Origin of the sequence: Longimicrobium sp. (assembly GCA_036387335.1) — a bacterium.
Classification (GTDB): domain Bacteria; phylum Gemmatimonadota; class Gemmatimonadetes; order Longimicrobiales; family Longimicrobiaceae; genus Longimicrobium.
The window spans coordinates 23,154-38,906 of sequence record DASVTZ010000096.1 but is presented as its reverse complement, the minus strand read 5'-3'; the positions used below and the strand labels follow the sequence as shown (position 1 = coordinate 38,906).

Sequence of the window (15,753 nt, the reverse complement as noted above, 5' to 3'; positions counted from 1 at the left end):
CCCCACCCCCGCTCGTCACCTCGCGGCCCCTCCCCCAAACTGCGGGGGAGGGGCGGTGGCGTGCGTTGATGCCCGTGGGCGGGGTTCGTCGCGGGGGCGGGCACGGGCAGCCACGCGGGGCGGCCCCTACATGATTGGGTGCGAAGGGGCGGGAGCGGTGCGGGGGAAGGGAGGGCAGACACGCAGGTCTGCCCCTACGGAAATCTGCGCCACGTGCGGGGGGCGGCGCGGCGGCGGGCACGGGCGCGATGAATCGCGCCCCTACGGATGTGGGCGCATGACACGGTGTTCTCCCCCTCACCCGCCCTGCGCCCCCGCAGGCGGGGGAGGGGGTCGGGGGGAGGGGGCCTTACCCCAGCCGCCCCTCCAGCAACGCCCGCACCCGCTCCGCGTTCGCCGTGCCGCCGGTGCTGCGCATCACCTGGCCGACGAAGAAGCCGATCAGGCCCGTCTTGCCGGCGCGGTATTCGGCCACCTTGGCGGCGTTGGCGGCGAGCACCTGGTCTACGGCGGGCACGAGCGCGGCGTCGTCGCTCACCTGGCGCAGGCCGCGGCGCTCCACGATTTCGAGCGGGTCGCCGCCGTCGCGCGTGAGCTCAGCAACGACCGTCTTGCCGGCGGCGCTGGAGAGGGTGCCGTCCTCCACCATCCGCACGACCTCGGCGAGCTGCGCGGGGCCGAAGGCGATCTCGTTGATCCCGCGCTCCTTCAGCTCCACGAGGAGGACGTTGACGATCCAGTTCGCCACGGACTTCGGCGCGGCGCCGAGGGCGACGGTGCTTTCGAAGAGCGCCGCGAAGCCGGGGTCGCGCGTGAGCAGGTCCGCCTCAACGGGCGCGAGGCCCAGCTCGGTTTCGTAGCGGGCGCGCGCCGCCTCCATCTCGGGCGTGCGGGCGACCTGCGGGGCGGCGGCGCGCTCCCGCGGCTCGCGCTCGGCGGGCTTGGGGGCGGCAGCCTTCTTCGCCACCGGCGCCTGCGCGGCCTTGCCCCACGTGTCGCGCAGGGTGACGGTGCGATTGAAGACGAGGTGGTCGACCGAGGAGTCCACGATGTCCGAGCAGAAGTAGCCGGTGCGCTCGAACTGGTAGCGGCTCCCGGGCGCGTCGTTGCGCACGCCGGGCTCGATGCGCGCGCCCTGCACCACCACGAGCGACTCGGGGTTCAGGTGCTCCTTGAAGTCGCCCTCGCCCGCCTCGGGGTCGGGCACGGAGAAGAGGCGGTCGTACAGGCGCACCTCACAGGGGAGCGAGTGCTCGGCCGACACCCAGTGGATCGTCCCCTTGACCTGCCGCCCGTCCGGCGTGTTGCCGCCGCGCGTCTCGGGATCGTACGAGCAGCGCAGCTCCACGATCTCGCCGTTTTCATCCTTTACGACCTCGTCGCAGCGGATGACGTAGGCGTAGCGCAGCCGCACCTCGCCGCCGGGGGTGAGGCGGAAGAATCCCTTGGGCGGGTCCTCCATGAAGTCGTCGCGGTCGATGAACAGCTCGCGCGCGAAGGGGAGCGGGCGCGAGCCCTCGTTGGGCACGTCGTGCGGCCAATACGGCGCGTCCAGCTCCTCCGTCTGCCCTTCCGGATAGTTGGTTACGACGACGCGCAGCGGGCGCAGCACGCAGAGCACGCGCGGCGCCCGGTGGTTGAGGTCGTCGCGGATGGCGAACTCCAGCTTGGCGATGTCGATGCGGCTGTTGAACTTCGCGACGCCCATCCGCTCCCAGAAGGCCCGGATCGCCTCCGGCGTCACCCCGCGGCGCCGGAAGCCGGCCAGCGTCGCCATGCGCGGATCGTCCCAGCCGCTCACGTAGCCGCCCTTCACCAGCTCGAGCGACTTGCGCTTGCTGGTAATGGTGTACTCCAGTTGGCCGCGCGCGAACTCGTACTGATGCGGCCGCGCCGGCGTGCCGCCCTCGGAGCGCACGAAATCCTGCCAGTGGTCCACCGCCCAGTCGTAGACCGCGCGGTTGTTGTCGAACTCCAGCGTGCACAGCGAGTGCGTGATCCCCTCGATGGCGTCTTCGATGGGGTGCGCGTAGTCGTAGAGCGGGTAGATGCACCACGCGTCGCCCGTGCGGTAGTGGTGCGCGTGGCGGACGCGGTAGAGCAGGGGGTCACGCAGCAGCATGTTCTTCGACGCCAGGTCGATCCTGGCGCGCAGCACGTGCGAGCCGTCCGGGAACTCGCCCGCGCGCATGCGGCGGAAGAGGTCCAGGCTCTCCTCGGGCGTGCGGTCGCGGAAGCGGGTGGGGAAGCCCGGCTCCGTAACCGTGCCGCGCGCTTCGCGGATCTCCTCCTCCGTGGAGCTGTCCACGTACGCGAGCCCCTGCGCGATCAGGAACTCGGCGAAGCGGTACATCTCCTCGAAGTAGTCCGCCGCGTAGTAGATCCTGTCCCCGAAGTCCGCGCCCAGCCAGCGCACCGTGTCGATGATCGACTCGACGTAGCTGACGTCCTCGGTCTCGGGATTGGTGTCGTCGAAGCGCAGGTTGAAGCGCCCGCCCGTCTCCTGTGCGATCCCGTAGCTCAGCAGGATCGCCTTCGCGTGCCCGATGTGCAGGTACCCGTTGGGCTCCGGCGGAAAGCGCGTGACGATCTCGCTGTAGCGCCCGTTGCTCAGGTCCTCGGCGACGATGGCGCGGATGAAGTCGTGGGGCTCGCGCTCGGCGGGTCCCTTCGTGTCTATGTCGGTCACGATCGATCTGGCGGCTTCTCGATGACGGACGCGCATCTTCCGATGCTGTCCAGCTCTTTTGCGGAGTCGGGCCGAACAGAATAGCGCAACTCCCCCCGAACTACAACGCGCGGGGGAGGTTGCGTGTGGTTTGGCCCGCCATTCTCGCGCCTACCCGACCTCTTCCGTCGAGATGATGATCGGCTTCATGGGAACGATGGGAGCCGCACCGGCTGGTTCGCGCCACGGGGCGGGGAGGAGCTCCCACTGCGCCCGCGTCAGGATCGCGCGGACCTCCGCCTGAACGCCTTCGAGCAGCTCCTGCACGATGCCGGTCAGCGCCCTTTGCCGCACGCGCGCGGGGAGGGTCGGAGCGCTGGCCGTATCCGCCAGGCTGGCCGCCGCGGCAAGGGAGTCGAGGAGCGGAGGAACGACGAGCTGAACCGAGTCCGCGAGCCGCCTCAGAGACACTTTCTGCGCGGAATCCAGCGCAAGGCGGAGCGAGTCCGCGGACCAGAGGACGCGGGCGGGAAGGCTACGTACCCGCTTGCCGATCTCCGCCCGGATCTCCTCGGGCTGTCGCCCGACACTCTGGTACTCGCGCCGCGCCTCCGATATCCACTGGGTCGCGGGGTCGGTGCCCACCGTCATCCGGACCTGCAGCGTCAGCGCGAAGCCGGAACGGTCTCGCCGCGACAGCGACCGCCCGAACGACGGGTTCACCTCGTAGCGGTACGCGCCCCGCGCGGGGTCGAACCCGCGCGTGTGCAGGAGTGGCGCGTTCGGAATCGCCGGCTCCCCCCAGCCGCGGAGGTCATCACGGCCGTGGACCGCCCAGTCCGCCAGCGCGGGGACGTTGGAGGCGGTGAGGGTGATCCGCACCCCACTTCGTCCGGCGATCCCGCGGGGCGCGTAGTCCGCCTGCAGGTCCAGCCCCGCCGTCCAGGGCCCGCGGCAGCTATTGCGCCCCGCGACGCGACCGACCTGGGCGCGCAGGCACTCCCGCGCGCCGGCGGGAGCCGAGCGCAGGAGCGCCCCCATCGCGGCGCCGGCCTCGTCGCGACGGGCGGGGTCGAAGATGAACGCGGCGTCGTTCCACTGACCATCGCCGTTCACGTCGCCAGAAACGCGCGGGGTGTACGGAACCCCCGAGGTGAGGCGTGCGATGACGCCACCCTGGAAGCGCCTGCCGTAGATGCGGGCGTAGTTGAGCATGAACGAGTGCCGCCGCTCGTAATCGCTCGTGGACAGCACCACGCCGCGCGGGTCCGCGGCGGCATAACCACGCCCCCCTCCCGGCGCGTCGACCCCGGCCGCGTCGTCGCGGGATCTCGTGTACGTGTAAGCCCCGAATACGACCGAGGACCCGCGCGGAACCGCGTAGCCCTGCAGGATCAGCTGCCCGGCCTCCACGCGCCCGCTTCGGACCTCGCGCACGGTTTCCAGATCTCCGAAACGGCGCGAAGCACCCGGGAGCACGAGCCCGGAGGCGGAGTCGATCGCGGCGGGTTCCGCGTAGACCGGACGCCCACCGAGCGGAGCGCCCGTCTCCCCCGTGGCGTACGCCAGCTCCTCCAGCCCCAGCGGGCCCATGAAGCGTCCGACTCCGCCTTCGAGCTCTACCCTGGACTCGCCGGGGCGAGGCCCCGGCACCCGGTAGGCGAATCCGGCGCGCGGGCTGAGGAGCGCCGTCGCCGGGGCCGACGAGCCAGCACCCGAGAGCAGCTCGGCCGGGATGCCGAGCGATGGTCGTTCGCCGTAGCGGATCCCCTCGACCCGGATTCCGTAGGTCGCGCTGAGCGGGCCCGACACCCGCATCGCGTGCCCGGCGTACAGTGCCGCGTACGTGGAGGAAATCTCCCCCTCGCGGGGCGCGAGGCCGCGCGTGAACGAGGAAGGGCGGAGCGCCTCCAGGTCGTCGAGGCTCTGGAAGAGGAAGGAGCCGAGTGAATTCTCCGATGACCGGGCAGACGCGCGTTCCGCCGTCAGCGAAACTCCCACCTGCAGGCGGTGCCTGCCGCCGGCGAACGGACGCCGCCACGACTCGCTGATCTCCACGAGCGAACGCTCCGCCGAGGAGGCACCCGTGGAGCTTCCGCCGAAGCCGAAGCGGCTGACCCCCGCTTCATCGCTCCCCACGAGAACGGTCCCTGCGGGGAGCGAGTCGCCGTCCTGGTTCCGGGAGTGGCCGCGGCTCGCCGACACGCGAAGCTCGCTCCTCCCGCCCGCGAGATCCGAAGTGAGGGCGAGGAGTGCTCCCGTCCCGCCGCGCACCGCACGCGAGCTCGCCGCCATGCCGAGCGACGGGCCGGGCATCGGTGCTTCCGACCACCGGCCGTCCACCCTCGCGAAGACGGAGTGTGAGGAGGAGGCTTTCCAGTCCATCCGGAAGAGCGCGGACCCCTCCTGCGCCGCGCCAATCCCCGAGCCTGCTGCCGGGACTCCGGCACGTGCGAGCACCTCCGAGAAGCGGCGCACCGAGTCCGGGTCGATCCCACGCCTCCGGAGCGCCGCCGGGTCGGCCGAGCCGAGCGTCCAGTCGCGCCGCACCCACTGCACCGCGCCGAATCCGAACAGGCGGCGCCCCGCGAGCGGGGCGCCATACGCCGCGCTGACCTGCGCGAGCGACCCGTCCGGCGCCGCGGCCGCGGGCGAGGTGCCCCAGCTCAGCGGGAGCGAGCGGCCCCGCACGCGGAGTGCACCCCCGCGGTCCGTGCTCCCGCTGTGCGTGGACACGGCGATCTGTCCGCCGGTGAACTGGCCGCGCGAGACGTCGTAGGTGCTCGTCACCACGCCGACGCTGCGCACGGCCTCGGCGGGAAGCTCCGCGCCCCCGTACGCGGCGCCGTCCAGCGTCACGCGGTTCTGCGCGCCGCCCATCCCGGCGATGGAGACGGCGGGAACCCCTGGCGACGCCTCGCCCAGAGGCACCACACCGGCCGAGAGGAGTGCCCCCTCCGCGATGCTCCCCGGCTCCACGGGATAGTTCATGGAGATACCCGCCAGGTGGCTGCCTCCCTGGCCACCGGGGCCGGCCGGAGTATCGCGCAGACGCGGCGGAAACACCTTGACCTCGAGCGCGTCCAGGAGGGCGGGCTGCGGGGTGAGGCGCAGGTCGAGGGTGCGGTCGGCGCCCGCGGTCGCGATGGGGAGCACTTCGCGGCGGGGGGCGAAACCGAGGCGGCTGACGCTGAGGAAGAATGGTCCCGGCGCGGACGGCAGGCGCAGCAAATACGCTCCCCGCGCGTCGGTTCGCGTGGAGCCGAGGTGCGTGCCGCCGGGTGCCGAAACCTGCACCAGCGCGTCCGCCACCGGTTCGTTCGCCCCTCCGGTGAGGCGGCCGGAAAGGGTCCCGCCTGCCTGCGCCGCCCCGGACCCCGCCGCGAAGACGAGTGCCGCCACCCACAGCAGCGCGGTCCGGAGCGGGTGCTTCACCGCCTCTTTCCGCCGCCGGTGCGCTGGCCGGGGGCAGTGAACTCGTCCGCCGGCCAGGTGCGCGCCGTCAGAACGTAGGAGATCTCCACCTCCTGCGTCCCCCGCTGGACGACGAGCGTGCACCGCTCCCCGATGCGAGGGTTGTGGTAGGCCTTCGGCTCGGTGCCGTCGCGCCCGTTGATGCGGAGGATCTGGTCTCCCACGCGCAGGCCCGCCTGCGCGGCGGGCGACCCGCCGTACACGTGCCGGACGACGGGGTAGTCCGCCCACTTCAACGCACCCGACGCGTCGTCGATCAGGTTGGACGAGTAGGCGAAGCCCAGGCTGGCGCGTCCGGGCGCTTCGACGCTTGACCTGCTCTGCGCGCACGCCGCGCCGGGCAGCGCCAGAGCGAGCGCGATGCACACTCGGATTAGGAGGAGCTTCATGGGAGCGGTGGCGACGAAGGTCGCGTCAGTAGCCGGGGGGATCGTGCCTGCCAGCACAATTCCAACTTCGTGAGATTCTCTTTTGTCCGCAAGTGTTCTGATGGTTCCGGCGCTCGGCGGGCACTGGTCCGATGCCGCGCGCGGGAATAGCTTCCAGGGTCGCCGTTCCGCCGCAGCCCTGACCGAGCCCGTTTCCGATGCCCGACCCGATCCGCGTACGATTCGCTCCCAGCCCCACCGGCTACCTGCATGTCGGTGGGGCACGCACCGCGCTCTTCAACTGGCTGATGGCGCGGCAGAGCGGGGGCGTGTTCGTGCTGCGCATCGAAGACACGGACCGCGAGCGGAGCACCAACGCCTCCACGGAGACGATCCTGGAGGGGATGACCTGGCTGGGGCTCACCTGGGACGAGGGGCCGTTCTTCCAAAGCGAGGGCCTTCCGCGCCACACCGCCGAGGCTCGGCGCCTGCTGGCCGAGGACAGCGCGTACCGCTGCTTCTGCACGCCGGAGGAGCTGGACGCCAAGCGCCAGGCCGCTGGCGTAGAGTACCGTTACGACCGCAAGTGCCGCGCGATCCCCCGCGCGGAGAGCGACGCGCAGGCGGAGGCGGGGACGCCCTTCACCGTGCGCTTCCGCGTGCCCGAGGGCGCCACGGAGTGGACGGACCAGGTGTACGGCGCCATTCGCTTCGACAACGAGAGCATCGAGGACTTCATCATCCTGCGCACCGACGGCACGCCCATCTACAACATGGCCGTGGTGTCGGACGACATCGACATGCGCATCACCCACGTGGTGCGCGGCGAGGACCACGTCGCCAACACGCCCAAGCAGATCCTGCTGTACCGCGCGCTGGGCGCCGCGGTGCCGGAGTTCGCGCACCTGCCGATGATCCTGGGATCGGACGGCCGCAAGCTCAGCAAGCGCCACGGCGCCACCGCGGTCGGCGACTACGCGAAGCTAGGCATCCTTCCGGAGACGCTCGTCAACTTCCTCGCGCTCCTGGGCTGGAACCCGGGCGACGACCGCGAGCTGATGACGGTGGACGAGATGACGGAGCTCTTCTCGGTGGAGCGCATCAACAAGAAGAGCGCCGTGTTCGACATGGAGAAGCTCCAGTGGATGAACGGCCAGTACCTGGCCAAGAAGCCCGCCGCCGAGCTCCTCCCCATCGTCGGGCCGCTGCTGGTGGAGGCGGGGCTGATGACGGCGGACGAGGTGGAGGAGCGGCGCGAGTACGTTGTGCACCTCATCGACCTGCTCAGGGTGAGGTCGCGCTCGACGCTGGAGATCCCACAGCAGGCGCGCGTCTACCTGGCCGACGAGCTGGAGTACGACGCGGAGGCGACCGCCAAGCACTGGAAGGACCCCGAGACCTCCGCCCGCCTGGCCGTCGTCCGGGACGCGCTGGCGGGGGTGGACGCGTGGGAGCCGGCCGTCATCGAGGCCGCCCTGCGCGGCGCGGCGGTGACGGCGGGGGTGGGGTTCGGAAAGGTGGCGCAGCCGCTGCGGATCGCCCTCACGGGGAGCGCCGCCAGCCCGGGGATCGACCAGGTGGGCGTGCTCCTGGGACGCGAGCGCACGCTGGCCCGGATCGACGCCGCGCGGGAGCGTCTGGCGGTGAGCGGGGCTCAGTAGACAAATGTTGACTTGCACTGCTACGGCGCCTATGTTGCGCCCTGAGCAGCCAAGCGGTGTGGCGCGCATTACGCGCCGGGGCTGCACGCCAGGGCAGGAGTGAGGGACGAGGGGCGGCCGCGGGTGACGGCGCCCCCTTCCATTGCATCCACCGCGCGCCACCCCGGCGCCCGCCCGGCGGTTCCCATTCAGGGACGACCCCGACCCAGTCCCGGAGGCACCCCATGCCTGAGCCGCTGAACAAGATCGAGCGCCGCATTCTGAACTACCTCGTGGACTACCTCAAGGACAACACGTACCAGCCGAGCATCCGCGAGATCGGCAAGCGGTTCTCCATCAAGTCCACCAAGACCGTCTCCGAGCACCTCCAGTCGCTGGCCGACAAGGGCCACATCGAGCGCGACGCATCGCGCTCGCGCGGCGTCAAGATCCTGGGGATGAACCTGGCCCCGGGCGTCATCTCGGTGCCCTTCTACGGCAAGATCGCCGCGGGGAAGCCGGCGCTGATGCGCGAGGACGTCAGCGAGCGCATGGAGATCGACCGCAAGCTGGTCGCCTCGGCTGACGCCTTCGGGCTGGAGATCAAGGGCGACAGCATGGAGGGGATGGGCATCCTGCACGGCGACATGGTGCTGGTGGAGCCGGTGGACGCGTCGGAGATCAAGGACGGCGAGATCGTGGCCGCGCGGCTGGGCGGCGAGTCCACGGTGAAGCGCTACTTCGCCCGCGACGGCCAGGTGGTGCTCGAGGCCGCCAACACGGACTACGCGCCGATCCTGGTGCACGACTACGACGACTTCGAAGTGCTGGGCCGCGTGACGGGCCTCGTCCGCCGCTTCACGCAGGAGCAGACCGCGGCGATCGCCACCTGAGGACGCCGCGCCCTGCGGACCCGCGACCCCGGCGACCGATGGTTGCCGGGGTCGTGGCGTTTGGCCCCCTCCCCCCGGCCCCCTCCCCCGCCTGCGGGGGCGCAGGGCGGGTGAGGGGGAGAACCGCACGTGCCGCGCAATACCCGTAGGGGCGCGATTCATCGCGCCCGTGCCCGACGCCGCTCCGGCAGCCGCGTACGCACCACGATGTCCGTAGGGGCAGCCCCGCGTGGCTGCCCGTGCCCGCCGCTGCTCCGCACGCTGCCAACCGCACGCCCGACCTGCCGATGACGGACACGCACGACGACGAACGGTGGATGCGCATCGCGCTGGAGGAGGCCGCGGTTGCGGAGGCGCTGGGGGAGGTGCCGGTGGGCGCGGTGATCGTGCGCGGCGGTGAGGTGGTGGCGCTCGGGCACAACCTCACGCACACCGACCAGGACCCCAGCGCCCACGCCGAGATGGTCGCCATCCGCCGCGCGGCGCAGGCGACAGGGCACTGGCGGCTCCTCGACTGCACGCTGTACGTCACGCTGGAGCCGTGCGCCATGTGCTCGGGCGCCATCGTCCTCGCGCGCATCCCACGCCTCGTCTACGCCGCGCCCGATCCCAAGGCCGGGATGTGCGGCTCGCTCGAGAACCTCGTCCAGTACCCCCGCCTCAACCATCGCGTCCAGCTCACCGCCGGAGTCCTCGCGCAGGAAGCCGGGGACGTCCTGCGGGCGTTCTTTCGAGCACGGCGCCGCTCCTAAAACAGCGGGGCTCATACAGAGACACAGAGACACAGAGGAAGGACGGCATGAGGGGTCATCTGTGGCTTGTAGTTCTCTCTGTGGCCTCTGTGTGAGGCTGTTTTGCTGCTCTATCCGCGTTGACACCCGCCCCGCCGGTGGGGTATCTTGCGGGCACTTTCCCGAGCCTATCCGGCACTCCCGATCCAGCCCATGACCGAACCGCAGCGGCGCAGCCTGATGGACACGCACGCCACCGAGCGGGCGCTGTCGCGGATGGCGGGCGAGGTGGTGCGGCTCGCGGGCGGGGCCGAGACGCTGATCCTCGTGGGCATTCACCGGCGAGGCGTGCAGCTCGCCGAGAGGATGGCCGCCGAGATCCGCGCGACCGGCGCGACGGTCGCCACCGGGACGCTGGACATCACCCTCTACCGCGACGACCTGATGACCGTCGGCCCGCGTCCTGTGGTGGGACCCACGAAGCTGCCGACGCTGGGGATCGACGGGCGCATCGTGGCCATCGTGGACGACGTGCTGTACACGGGGCGCACGGTGAGGGCAGCGCTGGACGAGCTGGCGGACTTCGGACGGCCGCGGAGGACGCTGCTGGCCGTGCTGGTGGACCGCGGCGGGCGCGAGCTCCCCATCCAGCCGGATGTGGTGGGGTTCACGGCCGAGGTGCCGGAGGGCGGGCGCGTGGAGGTGCTGGTGCCGGAGATCGACGGGAGCCTGGGCGTAGAGCTGGTGGAGGCCTGATGGCGCACGCCCACGCTCCATACCTGGGCAAGGACCTGCTGGGGCTGGAAGAGCTGAGCCGCGAGCAGATCACCGCGCTCCTCGACACGGCGGAGGCGTTCAAGGAGATCAGCAACCGGCCCATCAAAAAGGTGCCGGTGCTGCGCGGCAAGACCATCGTCAACGCCTTCTTCGAGAACTCCACCCGCACGCGCATCTCCTTCGAGTTCGCCCAGAAGCGTCTCTCGGCCGACACGGTGAACATCTCCAGCACCGGCTCCTCGGTGGCCAAGGGCGAGACGCTGGTGGACACGGCGCGCAACCTGGAGGCGATGAACATTGACATGGTCGTCATCCGCCACGGCGCCAGCGGGTCGGCGAAGTTCCTGGCGGAGCGCATCAAGTCGAACGTCATCAACGCCGGCGACGGCAAGCACGAGCACCCCACGCAGGGGTTGCTGGACCTCCTCACCATCCGCGACCACCGGGGTCCGCTGGAGGGGCTCCGCGTGTGCATCTGCGGCGACGTGCTGCACTCGCGCGTGGCCCGCTCCAACATCCACGGCCTGCGGAAGATGGGCGCCGAGGTGGGCGTGTGCGGCCCCAAGACCCTCCTCCCCGCCGACGTGCAGACGCTGGGCGTCACCGTCTTCCGGCGCATCGAGGAGGCGATCGAGTGGGCGGACGTCCTCAACGTGCTGCGGCTGCAGCTGGAGCGGATGACGGGCGGCTTCATCCCCAGCCTTCGCGAGTACAACCGTGTGTTCGGCGTCACGCGCGAGCGGGTGGAGCGTGCCCCGCGCGAGATCCTCATCCTGCACCCCGGCCCCATGAACCGCGGCGTGGAGATCGACAGTGACGTGGCGGACGGGCCGCAGTCGGTGATCCTGCAGCAGGTGACCAACGGCGTGGCCGTGCGCATGGCCGTCCTCTACCTGCTCTCCGGCGGCGCGCCGGAACGGGCCGAGGCGGCGAAGACGGGAGGCGAGGCGTGACGGCGATGCTGATTCGCGGCGGGCGCGTGGTGGACCCGTCGCAGGGGATGGACGCGGTGCTGGACGTGCTGCTGGCCGAAGGCCGCGTGGCGCGGGTTGGCGAGCGGATCGATGCTCCCGAGGGCGCGGAGACGGTCGATGCCACGGGTCTGATCGTGGCGCCGGGGCTGATCGACGTGCACGTGCACCTGCGGGAGCCGGGGCAGGAGCACAAGGAGACGATCCGAAGCGGGGCGCGCGCGGCGGCGGCGGGGGGCTTCACCGCCGTGGTCGCCATGCCCAACACCGATCCGCCCATCGACTCGCCGGCCGCGGTCGGCTTCGTGCGCGCGGCGGGGATGCGGGCGGACGGCGCGCGCGTCTACCCCAGCGGGTGCATCACGATGGGCCAGGCGGGGGAGCAGCTCACCGAGTTCGGCGAGCTGATCGGCGCGGGGGCGGTGTGCGTCACCGATGACGGGCGCCCGGTGAGCAGCGCGGGGATGATGCGGATGGCGCTGGAGTACGCGCAGACCTTCGACCTCCCCGTCGCGGTACACGCGGAGGAGCTGACGCTCTCGCGCGGCGGGTCCATGAACGAGGGAATCATCGCCACGCGGCTGGGGCTCACGGGCATCCCCAACGCGAGCGAGGACGTGATGATCGCGCGCGACCTGATGCTGGCGGAGCTCACGGGCGGGCGCCTGCACATCCAGCACATCGCCACGCGCGGCGGGGTGGAGCTGATCCGGGCGGCAAAGGAGCGCGGGGTGCGCGTGACGGCCGAGGGGTCGCCGCACCACTTCACGCTGACCGACGAGGCGGTCGATTCGTACCGCACCAACGCCAAGATGAACCCGCCCCTCCGCTCCGAGGCCGACCGCGACGCCGTGCGCCAGGGCGTGCGCGACGGCACCCTCGACGTGATCGCCACCGACCACGCGCCGCACCATTACGACGAAAAGGAGCAGGCCTTCGAGGACGCTCCCAACGGCATCGTCGGGCTGGAGACGGCGCTGGGGCTCGCCTTCACCGAGCTGGTGGAGACGGGGCTGATCGACCTGCCGACGCTGATCGAGCGGATGAGCTGCCAGCCGGCGCGCGCCCTCTCGCTGCCCGGCGGCACGCTGCGCGACGGGAGCCCGGCGGACGTGACGATCTTCGACCCGCGCGTGGAGTGGACGGTGGACCCGGAGAGCTTCCTGTCGAAGAGCCGCAACACCCCCTTCGCCGGCCGCGTCCTCCGCTGCCGCGCGGTGCGGACGGTCGTGGGCGGCGCAACCGTGTGGAGCGCGTGATGAGCATCGCCTTCCCCCGCGCCGCGGCCGTGCGCGTGGACCCGCGCGCCTTCTGCGGCCCCGCGTTCCCCTGGCCGCTGGTGCGCGACCTGGCGGACGGGCGCGACGTGACGGCGTGCTACCTGGTGCACGAGAAGCAGCGCAAGGAGACCAAGAGCGCCAAGCCCTACCTGCACCTCGTGCTGGGCGACCGCACCGGGACCATCGAGGCCAAGGTGTGGGACGATGCCGACCGCCTGGACCGCGCCTTCGACGCGGACGACGTGATCGGCGTCCGCGGCAAGACGAGCACGTACAACGATAAACTCCAGCTCACCGTCACCTGGGCGGAGACGCTGGAGGTGGTGGAGGACGACCTGGAGTTCTTCATCCCGTGCAGCCCCCGCGACCGCGGCGAGATGGCGCGCGAGCTGGACCTCCTGGTCAACTCCGTGGGCGACCCCGCGCTGCGCACCCTGCTGACGCGCTGCGTGGGGAAGGGGACGGCGCTGGGGAAGCAGTTCCGCATCCACCCCGCCGCCAAGCGCAACCACCACGCGTACCTGGGCGGCCTGCTGGAGCACTCGATCTCGGTGGCCAAGGCGTGCGACCGGATGTGCTCGCACTACCTCAACCAGGGCGCGCGGCTGGACCGCGACCTGCTGGTAACGGGCGCCATCCTGCACGACATCGGCAAGGTGCGCGAGCTGGCGGCGCGGCGCACCTTTTCGTACACCGACGAGGGGCAGCTCCTGGGGCACATCCTCATCGGCCTGCAGATCGTCACGCGCGAGGCGGAGGCGATCCCCGCCATCCGGCCGGACAAGCTTCTCCACCTGCAGCACCTCATCGCCAGCCACCAGGGACGGCTGGAGTGGGCATCGCCCAAGGAGCCGCAGACGCTGGAGGCGATGATCCTGCACATGGCCGACGACCTGGACGCCAAGATGAACCCCGCCATGGCGGCCCTCGCGGCCGTGGACGACGGCGGATGGACCGCGTACGACCGCAGCATGGGGCGCTCCCTCTTCCAGCCCCCTGCCTTCCCCGCGACCTCGCAGGTGGAGCCGGTGCCGGCCGCCGAGGTGGTGGGAGTGGTCCTGGACATGTTCCGCGGCTGATGGCGGCCGCGTTCAACTTCCCGAGAGGTTCCGCATGACCGATCTCAACTCCGCAGGCGCGCCGTCCCCCGTCCACGACCTGGTGCGGCAGCGCGACCAGCTTCGCGCGTGGATCGCCAAGCTGGACGAGGTGTCGCAGGGCGCGCCCAGCCGCGTGGCCGAGCGCATCCGCCAGGACTACGGCGACCGCCTCGCCCGCGTGACCGCCGATCTCGGGCAGCACCGCGAGGAGATCGGGCGCAACCTGGAGTCGATGCGCGCCGAGCTGCGCGCCGCCGAGGAGCGCCACACCCAGGCTTCCGAGGCGCTGGAGGAGGCGCGCCTCCGCAACCTGATCGGCGAGCTGGACGGCGCGAGCTGGGATGCGCAGCGCGAGCGCCTCGAATCCGAGGTCTCCGCCGCCGAGTCCGAGTCCCGCCGCATCGGCGTCGAGGTAGAGCGACTTTCCGCCCTTGCCGGCGACGTCGGCGGCGATACGACGGACGCCCGCACCGCCTTCGCCTCCGCCGCCGAGGAACCCGCGGACCGCGCCCCGACGGCGGAGCCCGCCGCTTCGCAGGCTGCTACCGAGTCCGTCGAAGGAACCGGCTGGGGTCACGAGATCTCCCTCGACGAGCCGAGCGCACCCGCGCAGCCCGACCCCTCGGCCGCCGAGGAGGCGTCGGCGGCGAGCTGGGATCCGTTCGTCAGCGAGTTCGGCGGCGCGCCCGCGACGCCGCGGTCGGACGTCGGCGGCGGTGACGTCCCCTGGCTGGACTCTCCCGAGCGCACCGAGGAGGCCTGGACCCCCGCCGCCCCCGGCGACGACGGGCTGGAGTTCCTGAACGACCTCGGCGCCTCCGCTCCCGAGTCCGCCTCGAAGAGCGACCTGGCGGAGGACGATCTCGCGTTCCTGGAGGAGCTGGACCGCGCGATCTCGGGCTCGCCCGCCACGAGTCGCCCCGCCACGCCGCCCCCGGCCCCCGGCACGCCCGCCGCCCGCCACTCGCCCGCGCCCGGCAGCAGCGGCGGGCCGCTGCTGTGCAAGGAGTGCGGGGCGATCAATGAGCCGCATTCCTGGTACTGCGAGATCTGCGGGTCGGAGTTGTAACAACAAGGGCCCCCTCCCCCGCTCGTTCCTCGCGGCCCCTCCCCCAAAACAGCCTGGGGGAGGGGCGTCTTGCATGGGTCTATGCCGGGGTGCGGGGGACGGCGCGCGGGCGGGCACGGGCAGCCACGTGGGGCGGCCCCTACGTGGTTGTGGTGCCGTGGGCGGGGATCAGGGTGGCGGCAAGGGAGGGCAGACACGCAGGTCTGCCCCTACCGAGAATCGGCGTGCAGTGCGGGCGAAGGAGCGGCGGCGGGCACGGGCGCGATAAATCGCGCCCCTACGGGGCATCGGCGTTGCGCGTAGTTCCGCCCCCTCTCTCGATAACGGCGAGGGCGCAGCCCTCTCCCGTTATCGGGAGAGGGGGCAGCGAGGAACGAGCGGGGGTGAGGGCCCTGCGGCACGCAGAAGCCCGCCGACGGGATCGTCGGCGGGCTTCTTTCGTCATCGGCGAACGGAGAAGCTGGGCTAGGCGGCCAGCTTGCTCAGGCGCGCCAGGATGCGCGACTTCGCGCGGGCGGCCTTGTTCGGGTGGATGATCCGCTTGTGGGCGGCACGATCCAGCAGCGAGGCAGCCTCGCGGAACGCTTCGCTGCCGGTGTCGGCAGTGTCGGCGGCGCGGACCTTCTTCAGGGCAGTGCGAAGCTTGGAGCGGAACGCGCGGTTACGCTCGTTGCGGAGCGCGCTGGTCCGCATCCTCTTCTCGGCGGACTTGACGTTGGGCAAAGCTGGCCTCCAGCAGATCGGCGCCGAGGCGCCACTCGATGGTGTTCGCGGAAAAATTC

General features: G+C 71.4%; 12 protein-coding genes. 8 read left to right on the top strand and 4 right to left on the bottom strand.

Translation table 11 applies throughout. The features are described 5' to 3' along the window. Positions 1–349: 349 nt before the first annotated feature. From VF647_08635 to VF647_08625, 3 genes are all read right to left on the bottom strand, one after another. Entirely contained in the window at positions 350–2,689 is a 2,340-nt protein-coding gene (locus VF647_08635) for a glutamine--tRNA ligase/YqeY domain fusion protein (protein HEX8452149.1), read from the bottom strand. Positions 2,690–2,839: 150 nt separating this feature from the next. Continuing rightward, the gene (locus VF647_08630) at positions 2,840–6,103 is read right to left on the bottom strand and encodes a carboxypeptidase-like regulatory domain-containing protein (GenBank protein HEX8452148.1); all 3,264 of its coding nucleotides are present in this window, start codon (positions 6,101–6,103) and stop codon (positions 2,840–2,842) included. Further along, positions 6,100–6,531, bottom strand: a complete 432-nt coding sequence (locus VF647_08625; protein HEX8452147.1) for a PDZ domain-containing protein — start codon at positions 6,529–6,531, stop codon at positions 6,100–6,102. The genes VF647_08630 and VF647_08625 overlap by 4 nt, the downstream gene beginning before the upstream one ends. 197 nt (positions 6,532–6,728) lie before the next feature. Here VF647_08625 and gltX point away from each other — a divergent pair, with 197 nt between their 5' ends. The 8 genes from gltX to VF647_08585 all read left to right on the top strand — a co-directional run bounded on the left by gltX (position 6,729) and on the right by VF647_08585 (position 14,971). After that, positions 6,729–8,171, top strand: coding sequence for a glutamate--tRNA ligase (gene gltX / locus VF647_08620; GenBank protein ID HEX8452146.1), 1,443 nt, complete (start codon positions 6,729–6,731; stop codon positions 8,169–8,171). Between the two features lie 224 nt (positions 8,172–8,395). After that, on the top strand, positions 8,396–9,043 hold the full coding sequence (lexA, locus tag VF647_08615; protein HEX8452145.1) for a transcriptional repressor LexA: 648 nt from the start codon (positions 8,396–8,398) through the stop codon (positions 9,041–9,043). Positions 9,044–9,330: 287 nt separating this feature from the next. Next, positions 9,331–9,795 carry a tRNA adenosine(34) deaminase TadA gene (gene tadA / locus VF647_08610; protein HEX8452144.1) on the top strand — a complete coding sequence of 155 codons (465 nt, stop codon included), beginning with the start codon at positions 9,331–9,333 and terminating at the stop codon, positions 9,793–9,795. A gap of 192 nt (positions 9,796–9,987) precedes the next feature. Then, on the top strand, positions 9,988–10,530 hold the full coding sequence (pyrR, locus tag VF647_08605) for a bifunctional pyr operon transcriptional regulator/uracil phosphoribosyltransferase PyrR (GenBank protein HEX8452143.1): 543 nt from the start codon (positions 9,988–9,990) through the stop codon (positions 10,528–10,530). Beyond that, positions 10,530–11,504: an aspartate carbamoyltransferase catalytic subunit gene (locus tag VF647_08600; protein ID HEX8452142.1), complete on the top strand. Its 975-nt coding sequence runs from the start codon at positions 10,530–10,532 to the stop codon at positions 11,502–11,504. The genes pyrR and VF647_08600 overlap by 1 nt, the downstream gene beginning before the upstream one ends. 5 nt (positions 11,505–11,509) lie before the next feature. Then, on the top strand, positions 11,510–12,781 hold the full coding sequence (locus tag VF647_08595) for a dihydroorotase (GenBank protein ID HEX8452141.1): 1,272 nt from the start codon (positions 11,510–11,512) through the stop codon (positions 12,779–12,781). Next, on the top strand, positions 12,781–13,881 hold the full coding sequence (locus tag VF647_08590) for an HD domain-containing protein (protein ID HEX8452140.1): 1,101 nt from the start codon (positions 12,781–12,783) through the stop codon (positions 13,879–13,881). The genes VF647_08595 and VF647_08590 overlap by 1 nt, the downstream gene beginning before the upstream one ends. 34 nt (positions 13,882–13,915) lie before the next feature. Then, positions 13,916–14,971 (top strand): hypothetical protein, encoded by a 1,056-nt coding sequence (locus VF647_08585; GenBank protein ID HEX8452139.1) that lies wholly within the window; start codon positions 13,916–13,918, stop codon positions 14,969–14,971. A gap of 465 nt (positions 14,972–15,436) precedes the next feature. Here the strand turns inward: VF647_08585 and rpsT are convergent, their stop codons facing one another. Next, a complete protein-coding gene (rpsT, locus tag VF647_08580; GenBank protein ID HEX8452138.1) occupies positions 15,437–15,694 on the bottom strand; it encodes a 30S ribosomal protein S20 in 258 nt (85 codons plus the stop codon). Positions 15,695–15,753: the final 59 nt, after the last annotated feature.

What these genes read in the sequence shown, in the direction of transcription:
- VF647_08625 (HEX8452147.1), bottom strand. Translation starts at nt 6,531, where the DNA reads ATGAAGCTCCTCCTAATCCGAGTGTGCATCGCGCTCGCTCTGGCGCTG.
- VF647_08590 (HEX8452140.1), top strand. Translation starts at nt 12,781, where the DNA reads ATGAGCATCGCCTTCCCCCGCGCCGCGGCCGTGCGCGTGGACCCGCGC.
- tadA (HEX8452144.1), top strand. Translation starts at nt 9,331, where the DNA reads ATGACGGACACGCACGACGACGAACGGTGGATGCGCATCGCGCTGGAG.
- pyrR (HEX8452143.1), top strand. Translation starts at nt 9,988, where the DNA reads ATGACCGAACCGCAGCGGCGCAGCCTGATGGACACGCACGCCACCGAG.
- VF647_08585 (HEX8452139.1), top strand. Translation starts at nt 13,916, where the DNA reads ATGACCGATCTCAACTCCGCAGGCGCGCCGTCCCCCGTCCACGACCTG.
- VF647_08595 (HEX8452141.1), top strand. Translation starts at nt 11,510, where the DNA reads ATGCTGATTCGCGGCGGGCGCGTGGTGGACCCGTCGCAGGGGATGGAC.
- VF647_08600 (HEX8452142.1), top strand. Translation starts at nt 10,530, where the DNA reads ATGGCGCACGCCCACGCTCCATACCTGGGCAAGGACCTGCTGGGGCTG.
- lexA (HEX8452145.1), top strand. Translation starts at nt 8,396, where the DNA reads ATGCCTGAGCCGCTGAACAAGATCGAGCGCCGCATTCTGAACTACCTC.
- gltX (HEX8452146.1), top strand. Translation starts at nt 6,729, where the DNA reads ATGCCCGACCCGATCCGCGTACGATTCGCTCCCAGCCCCACCGGCTAC.